Here is a 16879-nt window from a genome sequence, read left to right as displayed (position 1 = left end):
CGATCGTGCCGCCGCCGCCGCGGTTTTCGGACCAGACTACATAATGTGTATCGTCGTCCTCGTCATACTTGATGACGCTGACGCGAAGTCGGATGTCTTCGGGACGGGCTGCAAGGAACCGCTGAAGCGTGTAGAGGGAATCGATGTATTCATCGGTGATGTAACCGCTTTCGCGGCTGATGATGTCGCCCAGCGTATAGCTTGCCTTGGCGTTGCTGAACTGGGCGCGAAAGGCGTCGAAGAAGACCCAGCTTCCCAACATGCTCCAGATCAGGACGGGGATGATGATCATCGCCTCGATCGACATGCTGCCCTCTTCGCGACGGGCAAGCCTGCGCAGGCGGTTCAGAAAGGGTGTGACTAGCGGTTTCATGGGATCAGGGCTCCACGACATAGGCGGAGGTGGACGTCAGCGCATAGGCGCCGTCGCTCCGCGCTTCGCTCAGCATCTTGCCAAGGCCGGTCATCGGGCTGATCGGATCGATCAGGACACAGGCCCGCAGGACCACAAGTTGATTGTTGGTCCCGGGTACGAATTCCCGCAAAGCCGCGTCCGGGTTGCCCCGGTCGATGCAATCGGCGGCTGCCGGGATCGTCGAGAAGTTGCGCGGATCGATGGGCCGCATCTCGAGGCGCAGCTGGTTCTCGCAATCGGGCACGATCACGGCCGCGTCGCAAATCCGTTCCCGCAGGCTATCCTCGGTCAGCGGGTTGATCATTCCAAGCCGCACCTCGCGCACCGCGACATCGAGCCCGCGGTCGAGCATGGCATTGCGCGCAAGGAGCATGCCAAGTTCGAAACTCGACAGGAAGATCGCGATCATGAGCGGCAAGAGCAGCGCGAATTCGATCGTCGCATTCCCTGCCTCACTCCGGACAAATCGCGATCTGGCGAATACTCGTGAAACAAGCCGGATCATTGGATCAACCTCAGGGCAGAAATCTGCGTGGCGATCGAGGAAAAGGCTTCGTCGATATCGAGATCGTCGACGTCGTAGTAGTAGCTGGGAGAAGAGGCACATTGCTCCATGATCGTCTGGGACCCTGACGGCACCTGGAACCCGATCGTGAAGATGATGATCCCTTCACTCTTCGCTTCGTTGCAGATCGAGATCAGGCGATCGTTCTTCTGCGACTGATTGGTCGTCGTGAAGAAGTTGTTGTACCAGAAGTTATAGGCGTTGTTGTTGCTGCCCTGTTCGTGACGGAAGTACCACGCGTGACCGTCAAGGTTGATGCGGGCAAACAATTCGGTCCAGTCCAGTTGGCGGGCCGAGCTGGGCAGATTGTTGGTCCAGTCGTCGTAGCTGGGCCTGTAGTACTTTTCGTTCGTGATGTTGTCGCCGTCACGCTTGCCGTTTTCCCGATCGTCGACATAGAACTGGCCCGTATTGTCATCGAGATACACGTCCGACGGCCCGAACCTGTAGGCGTTGTCGAGTTCGTAGCTTTGCGTGTTTTCACCGTCCGTCATCAGGACCATGATTTTGAGCGAGTTGTTCTGGCCATAGGGCAGGGGGCGGTCGGCGACAGAAGCGCTGACCTGGCCGAGGCTGCTCAGGTGGGCAGTGATGTCCTGCGTCGACGGGTCCAGAAGCGCCACGCCCCATTTCGCGCCCATCTCGATCGAGGTCCATTCATAGGGCTGCATCGCGTTGAGCCGCGCCGTGATTGGGCCGGGCACATCGGCATGCAGGATCGCTTCGGAATTGGGGTCGGGGTCGCAGACAAAGCGGCTCGCGCCCCAGTAGCTGCGATTGTAGCTGAAGCTGTCGGCATCGATATGGGCAGCCTGACGATACTGCTGGTTCATATTCAGCCCCGGCTGTTGGTAGGCCGAGTGGTCGAATTCGATGCAGTGGCTGTAGCTGTGGTCGTGGTGAATGTTCGAAAAGCTGTCGATGACGTCTTCGCCGATCGAGACCTGGGTCGAATAGGGAACCAGCGACATCGAAACGGAGCCGTTGTTGAACGAACCGAACACCGTGTTCACGAATGAAACGGCGGCAGGGCGCAGCGCCTCGATCCGGCCGCCGCTGCCCATCGAGCCCGAAATATCGACCACGAGGCTGATCTCGGCCTCGTTCATGGCTTCTGTCGCGGTGCTTGCGGCGCCTGTAAGCAACCGGTCGACACCGACATTGCTGAGAAAGATCGTGTTCACGCCCAGTTCTGCGACGGCGCTGACGGCGCAGGAATTGAATTCCTGCACGACAGTGATCTGTTGCAGCTCATCCTCGAACCCGGCCTTGGTGATGTAATCCTCGACGATCGCCTTGGTGTCCTGGGTCGGATCAAGGCAGACGCTGAGGTCGGCCGCGGCAAGAACCGCGCGATCGAGCGTCGCCTGAAGACGGGCCCGGTACGTTTCGAAGCGCATGATGTCGACGGCAATGCCCCCCACCAGCAGCATCATCGACAGTAGCATCAGGGCGAAGACCGTCATCGATCCATCCTGTCGCTTGACGAGATCGGTCGATGTTTCCGACAGAATTCTGCGTACTCTTAGCATACCTGCACCAGACAATGGTTGGATCGGGCAAAAGCCGATCGGATGAAATGTTGCAATTATCGTCTTGGTGCAGAGATTGGGCAGGGGTGTGGCAGAAGACTGTCAAGAAGTCTCCATTTTCGAGGTATTGACGCGGCAGCGACCATCAATTGAGGCAAAAGCCGCCTGCCTCCCGTTCTCAGCAGATCGCGGTCTGATGTGTCGGATTGTCGCTGGATGCGTTCCAGCACAGCTGACCGGCGAACCGCGGCCGGGAGACGACGATGTCGTCGAATTGCATGTCGGCGATCCCGGCTGCGTAGATCGGATTGTAGACCATCGAGGTCTGCACGAGGATCGCACGTCCCTGATCGGGCATCTCGGGAATGGCAGGGACAAGGGCAGTGAGGGCCGCGTCGTCGATCGTGCCGCCGCCGCCGCGGTTCTCCGACCAGACGACGGAATACGTGTCGTCGGCCGCATCATAGGTGATAACGGAAACCCGCAGCCGGACAGGCGTCGTGCGCGCCACGAGGAACTGGTGCAGATCGAAGATACTGTCCATGTAATCGGGGGTTATGAAATTCGTCTCTCGGCTCAGGATATCACCGATCGTATAGCTGGCCTTGGCGTTGACGAATTGCGCCCGGTAGGCGTCGTAGAAGACATAGGCCCCGAGGAAGCACCAGATCAGCAATGGTAGCATGAGCATCGCCTCGACCGAGATGCTCCCGTCTTCCTTGCGGAGCACCGATGACAGGCGGTGCGCTTTCTTGCCTGACCGGAATTCCATGATCTCAGGGCTCCACAACATAGGCTGTCGTTGCGACCAGCTCATAGGGGTTGGTGCCATTCTCGCTGAGAACGGATCCCAGGGCCGCAAAAGGCGCAAACGGGTCCAGGAGCGAGCAGGCCCTCAGGATGACAAGTTCGTTGCTGTTGTTCGTCGGTGCGAAATCGCGTGCCGGCTGCCCCGGGTCGCCGCGATCGATGCAGTCGGCGTCATTGGGGATTTGAGCCCAGTTCCGCGGGTCGAGTTGCCGCATCTCGAGCCGGATCTGGTTTTCGCAATCGGGGATGATCACCGCCGCGTCGCAGATCGCCGCCTTGAGCGTCACCTCGTTGAGCGGATCAATGGTGCCAAGCCTCAGTTCCCGTACAGCGATATCCACGCCGCGGTCGAGCATCACGTTGCGCGCCATCAGCATGCCAAGTTCGAAGGCGGACAGGAACAGCATCAGGAAAAACGGCACGAAAAGCGCGAATTCGATCGTGCTGCTGCCGTCCTGGGACCGGCCGAACCGCCTGGCCCCGCTGCGGGGAAACGATGAACGGATCATTGGACCAGCTGCAATTCTGTAAGGGATTGTGCGATGTTCTCGAAGGCGGCGGCCACGTCCAGATCCTCGACATTGTAGAAATGCGAGGGCGACGACGCGCAGTTCTGCATGATCGGGATGCTGCTGTCCGGAGCCATCATCGCGATGGTGTAGATGATGACCCCCTCGTTCTTGGCCTGTGTGCAGGTACTGTCCAGATTGCCATTCTTGTCGGCGGTCGTCCCCCAGACGAACATGTCTGTCGACCAGTTCTGGTAGGCCGTGTTGTTCTGCTGTTTGCCCCTGAAGAACCACGCGTGATCGTCGAACGACATGGTGTCGAACACTTCGTTCCAGGTCAGCTGAGGGAAATCGGGGGCGCCGTCTCCGTCGAAATCGATACTGTCGATATAGGTCATCGCGTCCGCGACGAAGAATTCCTCGTTATTGGTTCCGTCCCCGTCCCAGTCGGCGATCTCGCGCTCTTCGAGGTAATAGGTGTCGGTCGCGGCATCGTAGTAGATGTCTGACAGGCCGCGCGGGAAGGTCGGGTTGAAGTCGTGGTAATAGGTGTTCATCCCGTCTGTCATGAGCACCAAGACCTTCCTCGTATCGACATCCGACATCTCACTCGGTCGGCCGGAAAGAACGGCATCGACAGTTCCGTTCGCGATCAGGTTGTCGGCCACGCTGCGGAATTCGGGCGACAGAAGGGCGGTGCCCCATTTCGCGCCGAAATCGATCGAGGTGTTCTCGTGCGGCTGAAGGTTGGCGATCGCGCCGGTCAGGTCCGCGGCGCTGTCGGCCCAGGGGATCACGATGTTCTCGGCCCGCGTGTCGCACAGGAAACGATCGGCCTCGATCAGCGGAAAGCCGTAGGAATAGGTATAGGGGTCGGCATGGGCCGTCTGTTCGAAGGTCCGGTCAGGATCGAGGCCGAAGCCTGACCAGAACTGGTTCTCCATCTCGAGGCAGTAGCTGTAATCATGCGCCCAGTCGCGGTCGAACTGGGCAATTAGGTCGGGGCCGATGTTGACGTTCGAGGAATACGGCACCATCGACATCGAGACCGTCCCCGGCTGTGAACCGGCAAAGATCGCATCGACAAAGGCGGCGGCGGGCCGCAGGGCTTCGATCCGCCCTTCGCGGCCCATCGAGCCCGAGGTGTCGAGAACGAGGCTGATTTCGATATTCGGAGACCGCTCCGTCGCGACAGCGACAGTCGGGGTCGACAATTGATCGACGCCGACAGCCTGCATGAAGATCGTATTGACATCGATCGACGCCTGAACCGTCACCGTGCACGACCCGGAGCCACTGTTCACGACGACCGCATCGACCTGGCTGTCGAAACCGGCCTTGGTGACATAGTCGTTCACGACGTCGGCAGGGGAGGTGCTGGGATCGAGGCAGATGTCGAGGTCTGCGGCGGCCAGCACGGCGCGGTCGAGCGTCGCCTGAAGCCGGGCGCGATAGTTCTCGAACCGCATCATATCGACGGCCATGCCGCCGACCATCAGCATCATGGCCAGAATGAACAAAGTGAACACGACCATCGAGCCGTCTTCGTCACGACTGTAGCGTCGGAATCGATTTCCGAGGGTCCCATTCAGGCTGCGCATTCTAAACCCGTTCCACATCACATTGACCCTTTTGAGGTCGAACCCACCGGCAGCCATGCCGGACAGTCTTGCTCGTTCACATTATTCAGATTTTTGAGGCGGAAATGGGGCACGAACCTGTCGGTTCCCCTACAAATCGGCCGTGTTCGGGGGACAATGCCGGCCGTTGTCAGGCCATTGAACGCCGTCTCGGAACGATGCGCATACCTTTGGTTTCCGGCGATCCGGCCGGCTCGATGACTGATCTGGAAACATCATGGGGTGTATACCGAATCAGGTCTAAGGTGCGCAGAGGGCAGCGCGGCTTTGCGCCGCCCCGAAATACGGAGCCGCCACATGCGGCCCAAACCGGAAGGACCCAATCCATGAGCGATGAAGACGTTCGAATTCAGGAGCCGAGTTTCAGGGAAAGTGTCGATATCATGTTCAACCGCGCCGTGGCGCTGATGAACATGGCCCCCGGCCTCGAGGAAAAGATCCGCGTCTGCAATGCGACCTATACCGTGCGGTTCGGCGTGCGTGTCCGGGGTGGCATCCAGACCTTCACCGGCTACCGATCCGTCCACTCCGAACATATGGAACCCGTGAAGGGGGGAATCCGCTACGCCCTGAGCGTCAACCAGAACGAGGTCGAGGCGCTTGCCGCGCTGATGACCTATAAATGCGCCCTGGTCGAAGTGCCCTATGGCGGGTCGAAGGGCGGCCTGTGCATCGACCCGCGTGAATGGGACGATCAGGAGATGGAGCTGATCACCCGGCGGTTCGCCTATGAACTGATCAAGCGTGACATGATCAACCCGGCCCAGAACGTGCCCGCCCCTGACATGGGCACCGGCGAACGCGAGATGGCGTGGATCGCCGATCAGTACAAGCGCATGAACACGACCGACATCAACGGCAATGCCTGCGTCACGGGCAAGCCGCCCAATGCCGGCGGGATTGCGGGCCGGGTCGAGGCCACGGGACGGGGTGTGCAATATGCCCTGCGCGAGTTCTTTCGCCACCCCGACGGCGTCGCGGCCGCCGGGCTGAGCGGGTCACTCAGGGGCAAGCACGTGATCGTGCAGGGCCTCGGCAATGTGGGCTTCCATGCGGCAAAGTTCCTGCAGGACGAGGATGGCTGCGTGATTACCGGCATTATCGAACGCGATGGCGCGCTGTTCAGCCCCGACGGTCTCGATGTCGAGGCGGTGAGGTCATGGATCATCAAGCACGATGGCATCACCGGCTATCCGGATGCCAGTCATCAGGCCGATGGCGCGGCCCTGCTGGAACAGGATTGCGATATCCTCATTCCCGCCGCGCTGGAGGGTGTGATCCATCTGGGCAATGCCGACCGGATCAAGGCGCCGCTGATCATCGAGGCGGCCAATGGTCCGATCACCGCAGGGGCGGACGAAGTCCTGTCGTCGAAGGGAACGGTCATCATTCCGGACATGTATGCCAATGCCGGAGGGGTCACCGTTTCCTACTTCGAATGGGTCAAGAACCTCAGCCACATCCGGTTCGGCCGGATGCAGCGCCGCCAGGAAGAGGGCCGCCACCAGCTGATCGTCGATGAACTGGAGCGGCTTTCGGCGGATTCGGGCATCGGCTGGACATTGTCGCCGGATTTCAAGGAACGCTACCTGCGCGGCGCGGGCGAGCTGGAGCTGGTGCGGTCCGGGCTCGATGACACGATGCGCACGGCCTATCAGGCGATGCACAAGGTCTGGCGCGAGCGTGATGACGTCAGGGATCTCAGAACCGCGGCCTATCTCGTGGCGATCGAACGCGTGGCGGCAAGCTATCGCGCGAAAGGTCTGTGAGGATCAGGGGCCTGCCCCGGACAAGGGGCGGGCTCCCGGAAACGCGGGGCGGAGATGGGACTGCGTCGTCACATTCCATCCGGCCCGTGTGGCGCCGATCTCCGGCACAATTGGCCGGTCTGGCCTCGGCGCGAAACAGGACGAAAATGTGTCGGTCCGGATCGATTTCTTGAAGAAAAAGCCGAATCCTGTCCGCGATGCTGACTTGAAAAGGGCCAGTTTCGCGCAGAATTCGTCTCTTTGGGACCACAATTGCCCATCAGGTTAACGACAGAACGCAAAATGCGTCATGGAGTTGGTTATGACTTGGGTTCTCGTAGGTGGTTTCGGTCTGTTGAACCGCTGGACAAGGCGTTTCGCGCGTTCCGAGAGCGGCTCATCTTCCATCGAAGCGGCGATCTGGATGCCCATCTACATGGGCCTTATCCTCGTGATCGCGAACACCTCTCTCGTGTTCTATGGTCAAAGTCAGGCGATGCGCGTTGTCCAGGACGGCAATCGCGCGCTGTCCGTCGGACGTTTGACAAGTGAAGACGAGACAGAGGCCTTCATTGCCGAACGGCTTGCCCATCTCTCCGATAGTCCGATCGTCGAAACAATAATGAATCAAGGCATCGTCTATACCACCGTGCAAATCCCGGTAGAGGATCTGGCACATATCGGAAATCTCAACATGTTTTCCGAATATACCGTCTCGGTGGCGTCGCAGATGTTTGTGGAGTTCTGAACAATGACCATTGCCTGCCACCTGGGAAACATCGGCCGAGCTGCCCGCCGGTTCACGAAAGACACCACCGGATCGACGACTGTGATGTCGCTCTTTTCGTTCATTACGCTCGCTGGTGTCAGCGCTCTCGCTATCGACGTGTCGCATGTCTATAACAAGCGGATCGAGCTTCAGATCGCCGCAGACATGGCCGCGCATGCCGCGCTCTACAATCGCGAGGGCATGACGGCTGACGATGCCAAGGCAGAGGCTCTTGCCCTTGTGCGGCATTCGCTGCCTCCCGAACATGCGGGTCACCTCCTGACGGCCGACACCATCGGCTTCGGACGCTGGGAAGACGGCGAATTCGTCTATGACGAGGATGCCAACTCTGCCGTCATGGTTCAGACATCGCGGACCGCCGATCTGGGCAACCCGGTCTACAGTTTCCTCGCGCAATGGATCGGGCAGGATGCCTGGGATGTTCGGGCGAACTCGACCTTCGTGACCTACCGGCCGATGTGTTTCCGCGAAGGCTTTGTCGCCGAGGGCGTGGTCGACATCCAGTCGAACAACGCCTATTTCAACGGGTTCTGCCTGCATTCGAACGAATACGTGTCGCTGAATTCGAACAATACCTTCGAGCCCGGAACCATCGTGTCGATGCCCGATACCGCCGATCTCGATATGCCGAATTCGGGTTTTGATACGAATGAAGGCCTCGAAGAAGCCTTGCGCAGCGGTGCCTATCGCCTGCGGATCCTGAACGATATCGACGAAATCTTCGACGGGCTTCGGACCTACGGCTCTGAATACACGCCTGATTACATCACCTCCTATGAAGTGCTGTCACTCTATGACCGTCGTCCGACGACCGATGATTTCGTCGAGGGGCACATCACGCTCCACTCCTGCCCGGGAACGAAAGCCACGATCCAGGCCGGGAGTACCAATGCTCTGCGCAACGTCGTCATCGTCTCGGATTGCGAGATCAAGTTCGAAAACGGACTGGAACTGCAAAACGTCGTGGTCGCCACGACCAGCACCTCGGCGACGTCGTTCAACTCTTCCTCCGGGCTGAAAGTCGGCCTTGATGACGATTGCGCCGAAGGCGGCGGGGCTCAGCTCCTGACCTACGGCGGCATGAATTTTGCCTCCGGCCTGCATATGTACGGCGGCCAGTTGATCGCATTGAAGGACATCGAATTCGCCGCCAATGCCAACGGCATTCAGGGGGCCTCGATGGTTGCGGGCGGAATGATCGATGGCACGTCGAACATGAACATGGGCTTCTGTGGCTCGGGCATGGAAGACAACTTCGAGGTCGACTATTACCGCTTGGCGATCTGAGGTCGTTCAGACCCTACATTCTTTTTTCTGATCAATGACATCGCGCGACCCTTCGGGGTTGCGCGATTTCCGTTTTCAGCCCCTCGGATGTGGGATGTGGAAAGCCATGGTTTTGGCTCATTGCCGCCCCAAAAAAGCGCCGTCGAGGTGCGAAACATGCCCAAGTGTTCAGGCGAGTCCTCGTGGTTCATCATCAACTGTTCGGTCGATCCGGAGACAGTCATGAGCTTGAAGACAACAGCAACACAAAAGCGCATTGCCCTGCGCCCCCCTCGATGGATGCGTGGGCAGGACGGATCGGTCTCCGTCGAAGCGGCGCTCTGGCTTCCAATCTTCATGGGCCTGATCCTCGTCATCACCAACACGTCGCTGGTCTTCTATGGTCAAAGTCAGGCGATGCGCGTCGTGCAGGATGCCAACAGGGCCTTTTCCACCGGCCGGCTGGCGACCGAAGCCGACGTTCAGGCGTTCATCGTCGAACGTCTTGCTCCGCTGACCGCCGAGCCGATCGTCGAGACGGTCGTGCATCACGGCGTGATCTACACCACGGCGCAGCTGCCCGTCGAGGACCTCGCCCATATCGGCACGCTCAACATGTTCTCGGGCTATCACGTCAACGTCGCGTCGCAGTTCTTCGTGGAGTACATGCAATGATGCGCCCGGCGCTGAAAGACGCAGCCATGCGGTTTGCTCGGTCCGAGGAAGGCGCTGGCACGGCCATGGGCCTGTTCACGCTGATCACCATTTGCGCGGTCGGCGGGATCGCGGCGGATGTGACGCGGGTCTATAACAAGCGGATCGAATTGCAGAACGCGGCAGACATGGCGGCCCATGCGGCGATCTTCAATCGCCAGACAATGGAGCCGGACGTTGCGATCGCCCGGGCGGTCGATCTGGTGCACCATTCCTTGCCACCCGATCACGAAGGTCGCCTGATCACACCGGACTACGTGGTGTTCGGAAAAATGGTGGACGGCGAATTCGTGTTGGACCCGGAGTCGAAGGAGGCCGCCATGGTGCAGACCGCGCGCGCGGCAGAACGCGGGAATGCGATCCACGCCTATCTGACCAGATGGATCGGCATCGACGCATGGTCCGTCAGGTCCAACTCGATCTTTCAAAGCTATCAGCCGGGTTGCTTGAATGAGGGCCTGTTCGCCGACAACTATGTCGACATCAGTTCGAACAACAGTTTCTACAACGGGTTCTGCGTGCATTCGAACAATTACGTCGATCTCCAGATATCCAACTTTTTCGAAGAGGGGACGGTTGTCTCGATGCCTGATCGAAACGATATCGGGCTTCCGGCAAGCGGGTTCGAGTCCAATGAGGGCCTCATGGAGGCCCTGCGCGACGCCTATTACGAGCCGACATTGATCGCCCAATTGCCCGATATCATCGATGCGATGGACGAGCCTGGTTCGGATCACATGCCCGACTACATCACCTCTGGCTCGATCATCGAATTGTCCGGCAATCAGTTTACGCCCGAGGATTTCACACCCGGGGCGATCCACCGGATCCTGTGCGCCGGCGGCCAGAGCATTCAGTTCAAGAGCAGCAGTAGCGCATCTGTCTTCCGCGATGTGGTGATCAATGTGCCGTGCAAGGTCAAGTTCGGACAGGGCGTGGGCTTCGAAGACGCGGTCATCGCAAGTTCGTCGACCAGTCCGCTCGCGTTCGTCGGCCCGTCCGGTGTGATCGTCGGCCGCGATGACGGTTGTGCTGAGGGGGGCGGAGCGCAGCTCCTGACCCTCGGGAGCATGTCGTTCGCCAGCGATCTTCAGGCCTATGGCGGGCAATTCGTTGCCGCCGGGAACATAAGCTTCTCGGCGCGAGCCGATGGGGTCGAGGGTGTTTCAATGGTCGCGGGCGACTACATCCAGGGGGCGTCGCTGATGAACATGGGGCTGTGCAACGGCGGCATGGAAGACAATTTCAACGTGCCCTACTACCGGATGGCCGGCTAGGCGCATTGCCCCGGCGCTGCACCGTGCCGGGGATGTTTCAGACCCGTCATATCTTGTCGGGTCTGCCCCGTTGCCCCTGCATCAGGCGCTGCTAGAGTTGGCGCAAACGCAGGGGGAGTTGCCCGATGGGGTATTCCGGTTTCAGAGTCTTGCTCGAGGGGTTTCGCGGCCAGTCCGGCTGGAAACCTGTCTGGCGTGATCCCGATCCCAGGGACGAATACGATGTGGTGATCGTGGGCGGCGGCGGCCATGGCCTGTCGACCGCCTATTACCTTGCCAAGGAACATGGCATCACCAATGTCGCCGTGCTCGAGCGCGGCTATCTGGGTGGTGGCAATGTGGGCCGGAACACGACGATCGTGCGGGCGAACTACTTCCTGCCCGGCAATTCCGAATTCTACAGCCATTCCCTGAAGTTGTGGGAAGGGCTCGAGGCCGACCTGAACTACAACGTGATGCATTCGCAGCGCGGGATCATCAACCTGTTCCATTCCGACGGGCAGCGCGATGCCTTTGTCCGGCGCGGCAATGCGATGATCAATCAGGGTGACGATGCGGAGTTGCTGGGCCCCGACCGCATCCGCGAGATGCTGCCCTATATCGATTTCTCGAACCCGCGCTTTCCGGTCTATGGCGGCCTCTATCATCCGCGCGGCGGCACGGCGCGTCATGATGCGGTTGCCTGGGGCTATGCCCGCGGCGCCGACACGCGCGGTGTCGACCTGATCCAGAACTGCGAGGTCACCGGCATCGATATCGAGGGCGGCCGCGTGCGCGGTGTCCAGACCAGCCGTGGCCCGATCCGCGCCCGCAAGATCGCCCTGGCCGCCGCCGGCCGGTCAAGCCAGGTGGCGCAGATGGCGGGGCTGAAACTGCCGATCGAAAGCCATATCCTGCAGGCCTTCGTGACCGAGGGGCTCAAACCCGTGATCGATCACGTGGTCAGCTTTGGCATGGGGCATTTCTATATCAGCCAGTCCGACAAGGGCGGGCTGGTCTTTGGCGGTGATCTGGATTTCTACAGCTCCTACGCGCAGCGCGGGAACCTTCCCATGAAGGAACATGTGATGGAGGCCGCGATGACGCTGATGCCGGTGATCGGCAAGGCGCGCGTCCTGCGCAGCTGGGGCGGGATCATGGACATGTCGCCCGACGGCTCGCCGATCATCGACACGACCCCCGTCGAGGGGTTGTTCCTGAATTGCGGCTGGTGTTACGGCGGCTTCAAGGCGGTGCCGGGGTCGGGCTTTTCCTATGCCCACCTGATCGCCACGGGCCGGCATCACGAACCGGCCGCGGGCTTCCGGCTCGAGAGGTTCAATACGGGGCGCGGCCTGATGGATGAGGAAGGCACCGGTGCCCAGCACAACCTGCACTAACAGCTCCGCCCGGCTTCGGGCGCGGCCGAACCCGAAATTGCCGGCCATAAGGATGCCGGCGTGTACGAAGAAAGAGACAGGTAACATGAAACGCAGTCTTATCGGCATTGTTCTGGCCATCACGTTCCCGACGCTCGGATCGGCCCAATCGGCGGAGTTGGTGGCGCTCGTTCGCGAGGCACAGGCCCAGATCGGGACCGAGATCGCACCGGGCGCGAGTATTGCGGGTGTCTCGCTTGACGGCGATCAGTTCAACTACCTGTTCCGCTTCGATGCCACGCGCGGCGCGCGCATCGACGGCGGATTCCCGGCGCAATTTGCCGAGGTGCTGGGCGCGGGCCTGTGCCAGCAGCCGCCGGTGAATGCCTTTATCCGGGGCGGCGGCGTGGCCAACGTGATCATCGAGGATGCGTCGGGCAGTGCATTGCACACCCGCACGGTCAACCGTTGCTGAGAAAGGGCCGCCGCGATGCGCCTGCCTTGTCCGATCTGCGGGGAACGTGACCGCCGGGAATTCACATATCACGGCGTGGCGCTCGACCGGCCCGACGGGGGCGCATGGTCGGAGGCGTGGCACGACTACATTCACCTGCGCGACAATCCGGCGGGCCCCACACGCGACCTGTGGTGCCANCCTGCGCGACAATCCGGCGGGCCCCACACGCGACCTGTGGTGCCATGATCCCTGCAGCACGATTGCCGTCATCACCCGCGACACGGCGACCCATCATGTCATCGGCGCGGCGCTGCCGGGGGATCAGGCGTGAGGATCGACGGACATGGCCGGATCGGCACCGCGCCCCTGGGCTTTACCTTCGATGGCAAACGCTACGAGGGGCGCGAGGGCGACACGCTGGCCTCGGCGCTTCTGGCCAACGGCGCTGCCCTGGTGGGGCGGTCGTTCAAGTATCACCGCCCGCGCGGTATCCTGACCGCCGGATCGGAAGAGCCCAACGCGCTGGTCAGCGTAGGGCAGGGGGCAAGCGCGATCCCGAACACCCGCGCCACGGTGCAGGAACTGTATGACGGGCTTGTCGCGCGAAGCCAGAACCGGTTTCCGACGCTGAAACACGACCTGATGGCGGTCAACGACCTGATGGCTCCGTTCCTTGGCGCGGGCTTCTACTACAAGACGTTCATGTGGCCGCGCGGGTTCTGGGAAAAGCTATACGAACCGGTGATCCGCCATGCCGCCGGTCTTGGATCGCTCGCCTCGGATTATGATCACGAGGTGAATGAGAAGGCGTTTGCCCATTGCGACCTTCTCGTGATCGGCGCGGGGCCCGCCGGTCTGATGGCCGCACTGGCCGCGGGGCGGGCCGGGGCGGATGTGATCCTCGCCGACGAGAACGACCGGATGGGCGGGCGTCTTCTGGCCGAGGTCGAGGATATCGACGGGGTCGAGGCGCATGACTGGGCGGAGGAGGTTCTGACCGAACTTCGCGGACTGCCGAATGTTCGCCTGATGACGCGCACCACCGTGACCGGTGCCTATGATCAGGGCACCTTCGGCGCGCTGGAACGGGTGGCGCGGCACCTGCCGCCGGGCGGCGACGCGCCTCGGGAATGCTTCTGGAGGATTTCGGCACGGGCCTCGATCCTTGCGGCGGGCGCGCTCGAGCGGCCGATCGCATTTCCGGACAACGACCGGCCCGGGGTCATGATGGCCGGTGCCGTGCGTGCCTATCTCAACCGGTGGGGCGTGGCGCCCGGGCGGCGTGTCACCGTCTTTGCCAATAATGACGATGCCCACCGCACCGCGCGCGATCTGGCCGCGGCCGGCGTCACCGTCGCGGGCGTTATCGATGTGCGTGAGGATGCGGCGCCCGGTGGCGATTTCCCGGTCTTTGCCGGGGCTGAGGTCGTGGGCACGACCGGACGCCACGCGCTCGAACACATCACGATCCGCTATCAGGGCAGCACACGCAACATCCGCACCGATTGCCTTGCGATGTCGGGGGGCTGGAACCCGACGGTGCACCTGACCTGCCATATGAACGGCCGCCCGGTCTGGAACGATGACATCGCCTCGTTCGTGCCGGCGCCCGGGGCGATTCCGGGGATGGAGGTGGCGGGCGCCGCCGCGGGCCATTTCTCGACCGATGCCTGCCTGCGGGACGGTCTGCGCGCGGCGGGTGCTGCGCTGTCGGCGTTGGAGCAGAAGGCCCCCGACATTCCCGTGCCGGAGGCCGAGGGGCGCGACTATGCGATCCGGCCCTTCTGGCTGGTCGAAGGCAAGGGCCGCAAATGGCTCGATTTTCAGAACGACGTGCATGTAAAGGATATCCGGCTCGCCGCGCAGGAAAACTTCCGCTCGGTTGAGCATATGAAACGCTACACCACGCAGGGCATGGCCACCGATCAGGGCAAGAGCTCGAACGTAGCCGCGCTCGCCGTGCTGGCCGATGCCACGGGCCGCGCCATCCCCGAGACGGGGACCACCACCTTTCGCCCGCCTTATTCGCCCGTGGCGATCGCCGCGATGGGCGCCGGGGCCGAGGGCATGGGCTTTGCCCCTCGCAGGCTGACGCCATCGGACGGGGCCCTGCGCGCAATGGGCGCGCCGATGATTGAGGTGGGGCTTTGGTATCGCCCGTCCTATGTGCCCAAGGCAGACGAGACCACATGGCAGGAGGCCTGCGACCGCGAAGTCCGACAGGTGCGCGAGGCGGTGGGCGTGGTCGATGTCTCGACCCTGGGCAAGATCGACATACAGGGGCCCGATGCGGCGGAATTGCTGGATTTCGTCTATGCCAACACCTTCTCGACCCTCAAGGTCGGCCGGGTCCGCTATGGCATCATGCTGCGCGAGGATGGCCATGTCATGGACGATGGCACCACGGCGCGACTGGGCGAGCATCATTATGTCATGACGACGACGACGGCAGCGGCGGGGCAGGTGATGCGCCATCTCGAGTTGGCGTTGCAGGTCTGGCGGCCCGATCTCGACGTGCGCATCGCCTCGGTCACCGATGCCTGGGCGCAGTTTTCCGTGGCGGGGCCGCGGGCACGCGAATTGCTGAATACGCTCCTCGATGATCCGACGGATGACGCGACCATGCCCTATATGGGCTGCGGTGCGGTCCGGGTCGGTGGCGTCGAGGGGCGGCTCTTCCGAATCTCGTTCTCGGGCGAGATGGCCTATGAAATCGCCGTGCCGGTCGACTATGGCGAAAGCCTGTTCCGGCTCTTGTCATCGCAGGCCGAGGTGATGGGCGGCTGCACCTACGGGATGGAGGCGCTCAACGTCATGCGCCTTGAAAAGGGGTTCATCACCCATGCCGAGATCCATGGCCGGGTGACCGCGTTCGACGTCGGGATGGACAGGTTGGTCAGCCGCAAGAAGGTCTGTGTGGGTCAGGCCGCCGCCGCACGGCCGGGGCTGACCGATCCGGGGCGCGAACGGCTGGTCGGGCTGAAACCTGTCCGACCCGGGGATGCCCTGTCGGCCGGGGCCTTCCTTTTCGACCGCGACGCAGAGCCCGTCCGCAGCAATGCGCAGGGCTATGTCACCTCGGTCGGTCCGTCACCCACGCTTGGGCACTGGATCGGGCTTGGGTTCCTCAAGCGCGGCCCGGACCGTCACGGAGAGGTCGTGCGCTTCGTCGATCATCTGCGGGGCACGGATTTCCTGTGCGAGATTTGTGAACCGGTCTTCTTCGATCCGGACGGAGGGCGGCTGCGTGGTTAGGCTCATCGCGAAATCGCCGTTTGCGCGGCAGCTTCCGGTCGAGATCGCCGGGATCACGATCACCGAGGTCGCGCCCGACCCTGTCACCTCGGTCGCGCCCTACCGCGGGCAGGAGGCCGCCGCCGGCGCGGCGCTGAGCGTGTTGGGGCTGGGCTGGCCCGAACCGGGGCAGACGCAGGCCGACGGCGCGGCGCGGATCGTCTGGGCCGGCCGGTCGATGGCGCTTCTGATGGGGGTGCGACCACCCGAGGGCCTTGAGGCCAGGGCAGCGCTGGTCGATCAGACCGGGGCATTCGCCATGGTCGCGCTGTCAGGCCCCGCGATCGACGAGGTTCTGGCCCGGCTGGTTCCGGTTGATCTGAGGCTTCCGGTTTTTCCGGTGGGTGCGACGCGGCGCACGTTGATCGGCCATATGACCGGATCAGTCACGCGCACCGCCGAAGACACGATCGAAATCGCTGTGATGCGCTCGATGGGTGAGACGTTGTTGCATGATCTGACCCGCGCGATCGGGGTCTGGTCGGCCCGGCCCTGAGGGCCGGT

15 protein-coding genes and 1 pseudogene are annotated in these 16879 nt (G+C 61.8%); 10 read left to right on the top strand and 6 right to left on the bottom strand.

Annotated features, from left to right (window positions below; translation table 11 throughout):
- The 6 genes from EP376_RS18250 to EP376_RS18225 all read right to left on the bottom strand — a co-directional run.
- Window positions 1–373, bottom strand: a 373-nt coding sequence (locus EP376_RS18250) for a TadE/TadG family type IV pilus assembly protein (RefSeq protein WP_420837134.1), incomplete at its 3' end; no start/stop codon positions are given.
- Window positions 374–377: 4 nt separating this feature from the next.
- Window positions 378–920 carry a TadE/TadG family type IV pilus assembly protein gene (locus tag EP376_RS18245; RefSeq protein ID WP_127657057.1) on the bottom strand — a complete coding sequence of 181 codons (543 nt, stop codon included), beginning with the start codon at window positions 918–920 and terminating at the stop codon, window positions 378–380.
- Window positions 917–2446: a Tad domain-containing protein gene (locus EP376_RS18240; RefSeq protein WP_164744983.1), complete on the bottom strand. Its 1530-nt coding sequence runs from the start codon at window positions 2444–2446 to the stop codon at window positions 917–919. The genes EP376_RS18245 and EP376_RS18240 overlap by 4 nt, the downstream gene beginning before the upstream one ends.
- 244 nt (window positions 2447–2690) lie before the next feature.
- The gene (locus EP376_RS18235) at window positions 2691–3284 is read right to left on the bottom strand and encodes a TadE/TadG family type IV pilus assembly protein (RefSeq protein ID WP_127657055.1); all 594 of its coding nucleotides are present in this window, start codon (window positions 3282–3284) and stop codon (window positions 2691–2693) included.
- Window positions 3285–3288: 4 nt separating this feature from the next.
- Window positions 3289–3831: a TadE/TadG family type IV pilus assembly protein gene (locus tag EP376_RS18230; protein WP_127657054.1), complete on the bottom strand. Its 543-nt coding sequence runs from the start codon at window positions 3829–3831 to the stop codon at window positions 3289–3291.
- A complete protein-coding gene (locus EP376_RS18225) occupies window positions 3828–5366 on the bottom strand; it encodes a Tad domain-containing protein (protein WP_164744982.1) in 1539 nt (512 codons plus the stop codon). Before EP376_RS18225 ends, EP376_RS18230 begins: the two co-directional genes overlap by 4 nt.
- A gap of 431 nt (window positions 5367–5797) precedes the next feature.
- Between EP376_RS18225 and EP376_RS18220 the strand changes: the two genes are divergently transcribed.
- The 10 genes and pseudogenes from EP376_RS18220 (at window position 5798) to EP376_RS18170 (ending at window position 16871) form a co-directional block, all read left to right on the top strand.
- Window positions 5798–7240 (top strand): Glu/Leu/Phe/Val family dehydrogenase, encoded by a 1443-nt coding sequence (locus tag EP376_RS18220; protein ID WP_127657052.1) that lies wholly within the window; start codon window positions 5798–5800, stop codon window positions 7238–7240.
- 301 nt (window positions 7241–7541) lie between these two features.
- Window positions 7542–7967 carry a TadE/TadG family type IV pilus assembly protein gene (locus EP376_RS18215; protein WP_164744981.1) on the top strand — a complete coding sequence of 142 codons (426 nt, stop codon included), beginning with the start codon at window positions 7542–7544 and terminating at the stop codon, window positions 7965–7967.
- Window positions 7968–7970: 3 nt separating this feature from the next.
- Window positions 7971–9296 (top strand): pilus assembly protein TadG-related protein, encoded by a 1326-nt coding sequence (locus tag EP376_RS18210; RefSeq protein ID WP_127657050.1) that lies wholly within the window; start codon window positions 7971–7973, stop codon window positions 9294–9296.
- A 222-nt stretch (window positions 9297–9518) separates the two neighbouring features.
- The gene (locus EP376_RS18205; RefSeq protein WP_164744980.1) at window positions 9519–9950 is read left to right on the top strand and encodes a TadE/TadG family type IV pilus assembly protein; all 432 of its coding nucleotides are present in this window, start codon (window positions 9519–9521) and stop codon (window positions 9948–9950) included.
- Window positions 9951–9976: 26 nt separating this feature from the next.
- Window positions 9977–11266, top strand: coding sequence for a pilus assembly protein TadG-related protein (locus tag EP376_RS18200; protein ID WP_164744979.1), 1290 nt, complete (start codon window positions 9977–9979; stop codon window positions 11264–11266).
- Between the two features lie 125 nt (window positions 11267–11391).
- Window positions 11392–12645: a sarcosine oxidase subunit beta family protein gene (locus EP376_RS18195; RefSeq protein WP_127657047.1), complete on the top strand. Its 1254-nt coding sequence runs from the start codon at window positions 11392–11394 to the stop codon at window positions 12643–12645.
- Between the two features lie 85 nt (window positions 12646–12730).
- Entirely contained in the window at window positions 12731–13099 is a 369-nt protein-coding gene (locus EP376_RS18190; protein WP_127657046.1) for a hypothetical protein, read from the top strand.
- Between the two features lie 15 nt (window positions 13100–13114).
- Window positions 13115–13412: pseudogene (locus EP376_RS23360) on the top strand (sarcosine oxidase subunit delta).
- Window positions 13409–16336 carry a sarcosine oxidase subunit alpha family protein gene (locus EP376_RS18175; RefSeq protein ID WP_127657044.1) on the top strand — a complete coding sequence of 976 codons (2928 nt, stop codon included), beginning with the start codon at window positions 13409–13411 and terminating at the stop codon, window positions 16334–16336. The pseudogene EP376_RS23360 and the gene EP376_RS18175 overlap by 4 nt, the downstream one beginning before the upstream one ends.
- Complete coding sequence (locus EP376_RS18170) at window positions 16329–16871, top strand: sarcosine oxidase subunit gamma (RefSeq protein ID WP_127657043.1); 543 nt, start codon at window positions 16329–16331, stop codon at window positions 16869–16871. The genes EP376_RS18175 and EP376_RS18170 overlap by 8 nt, the downstream gene beginning before the upstream one ends.
- The last annotated feature ends 8 nt before the right edge of the window (window positions 16872–16879 follow it).

This window comes from Alexandriicola marinus, assembly GCF_004000435.1.
Classification (GTDB): Bacteria; Pseudomonadota; Alphaproteobacteria; order Rhodobacterales; family Rhodobacteraceae; genus Alexandriicola; species Alexandriicola marinus.
Note: the sequence above shows the minus strand (reverse complement) of the source record. Positions and strands in the feature narration are given on the sequence as shown.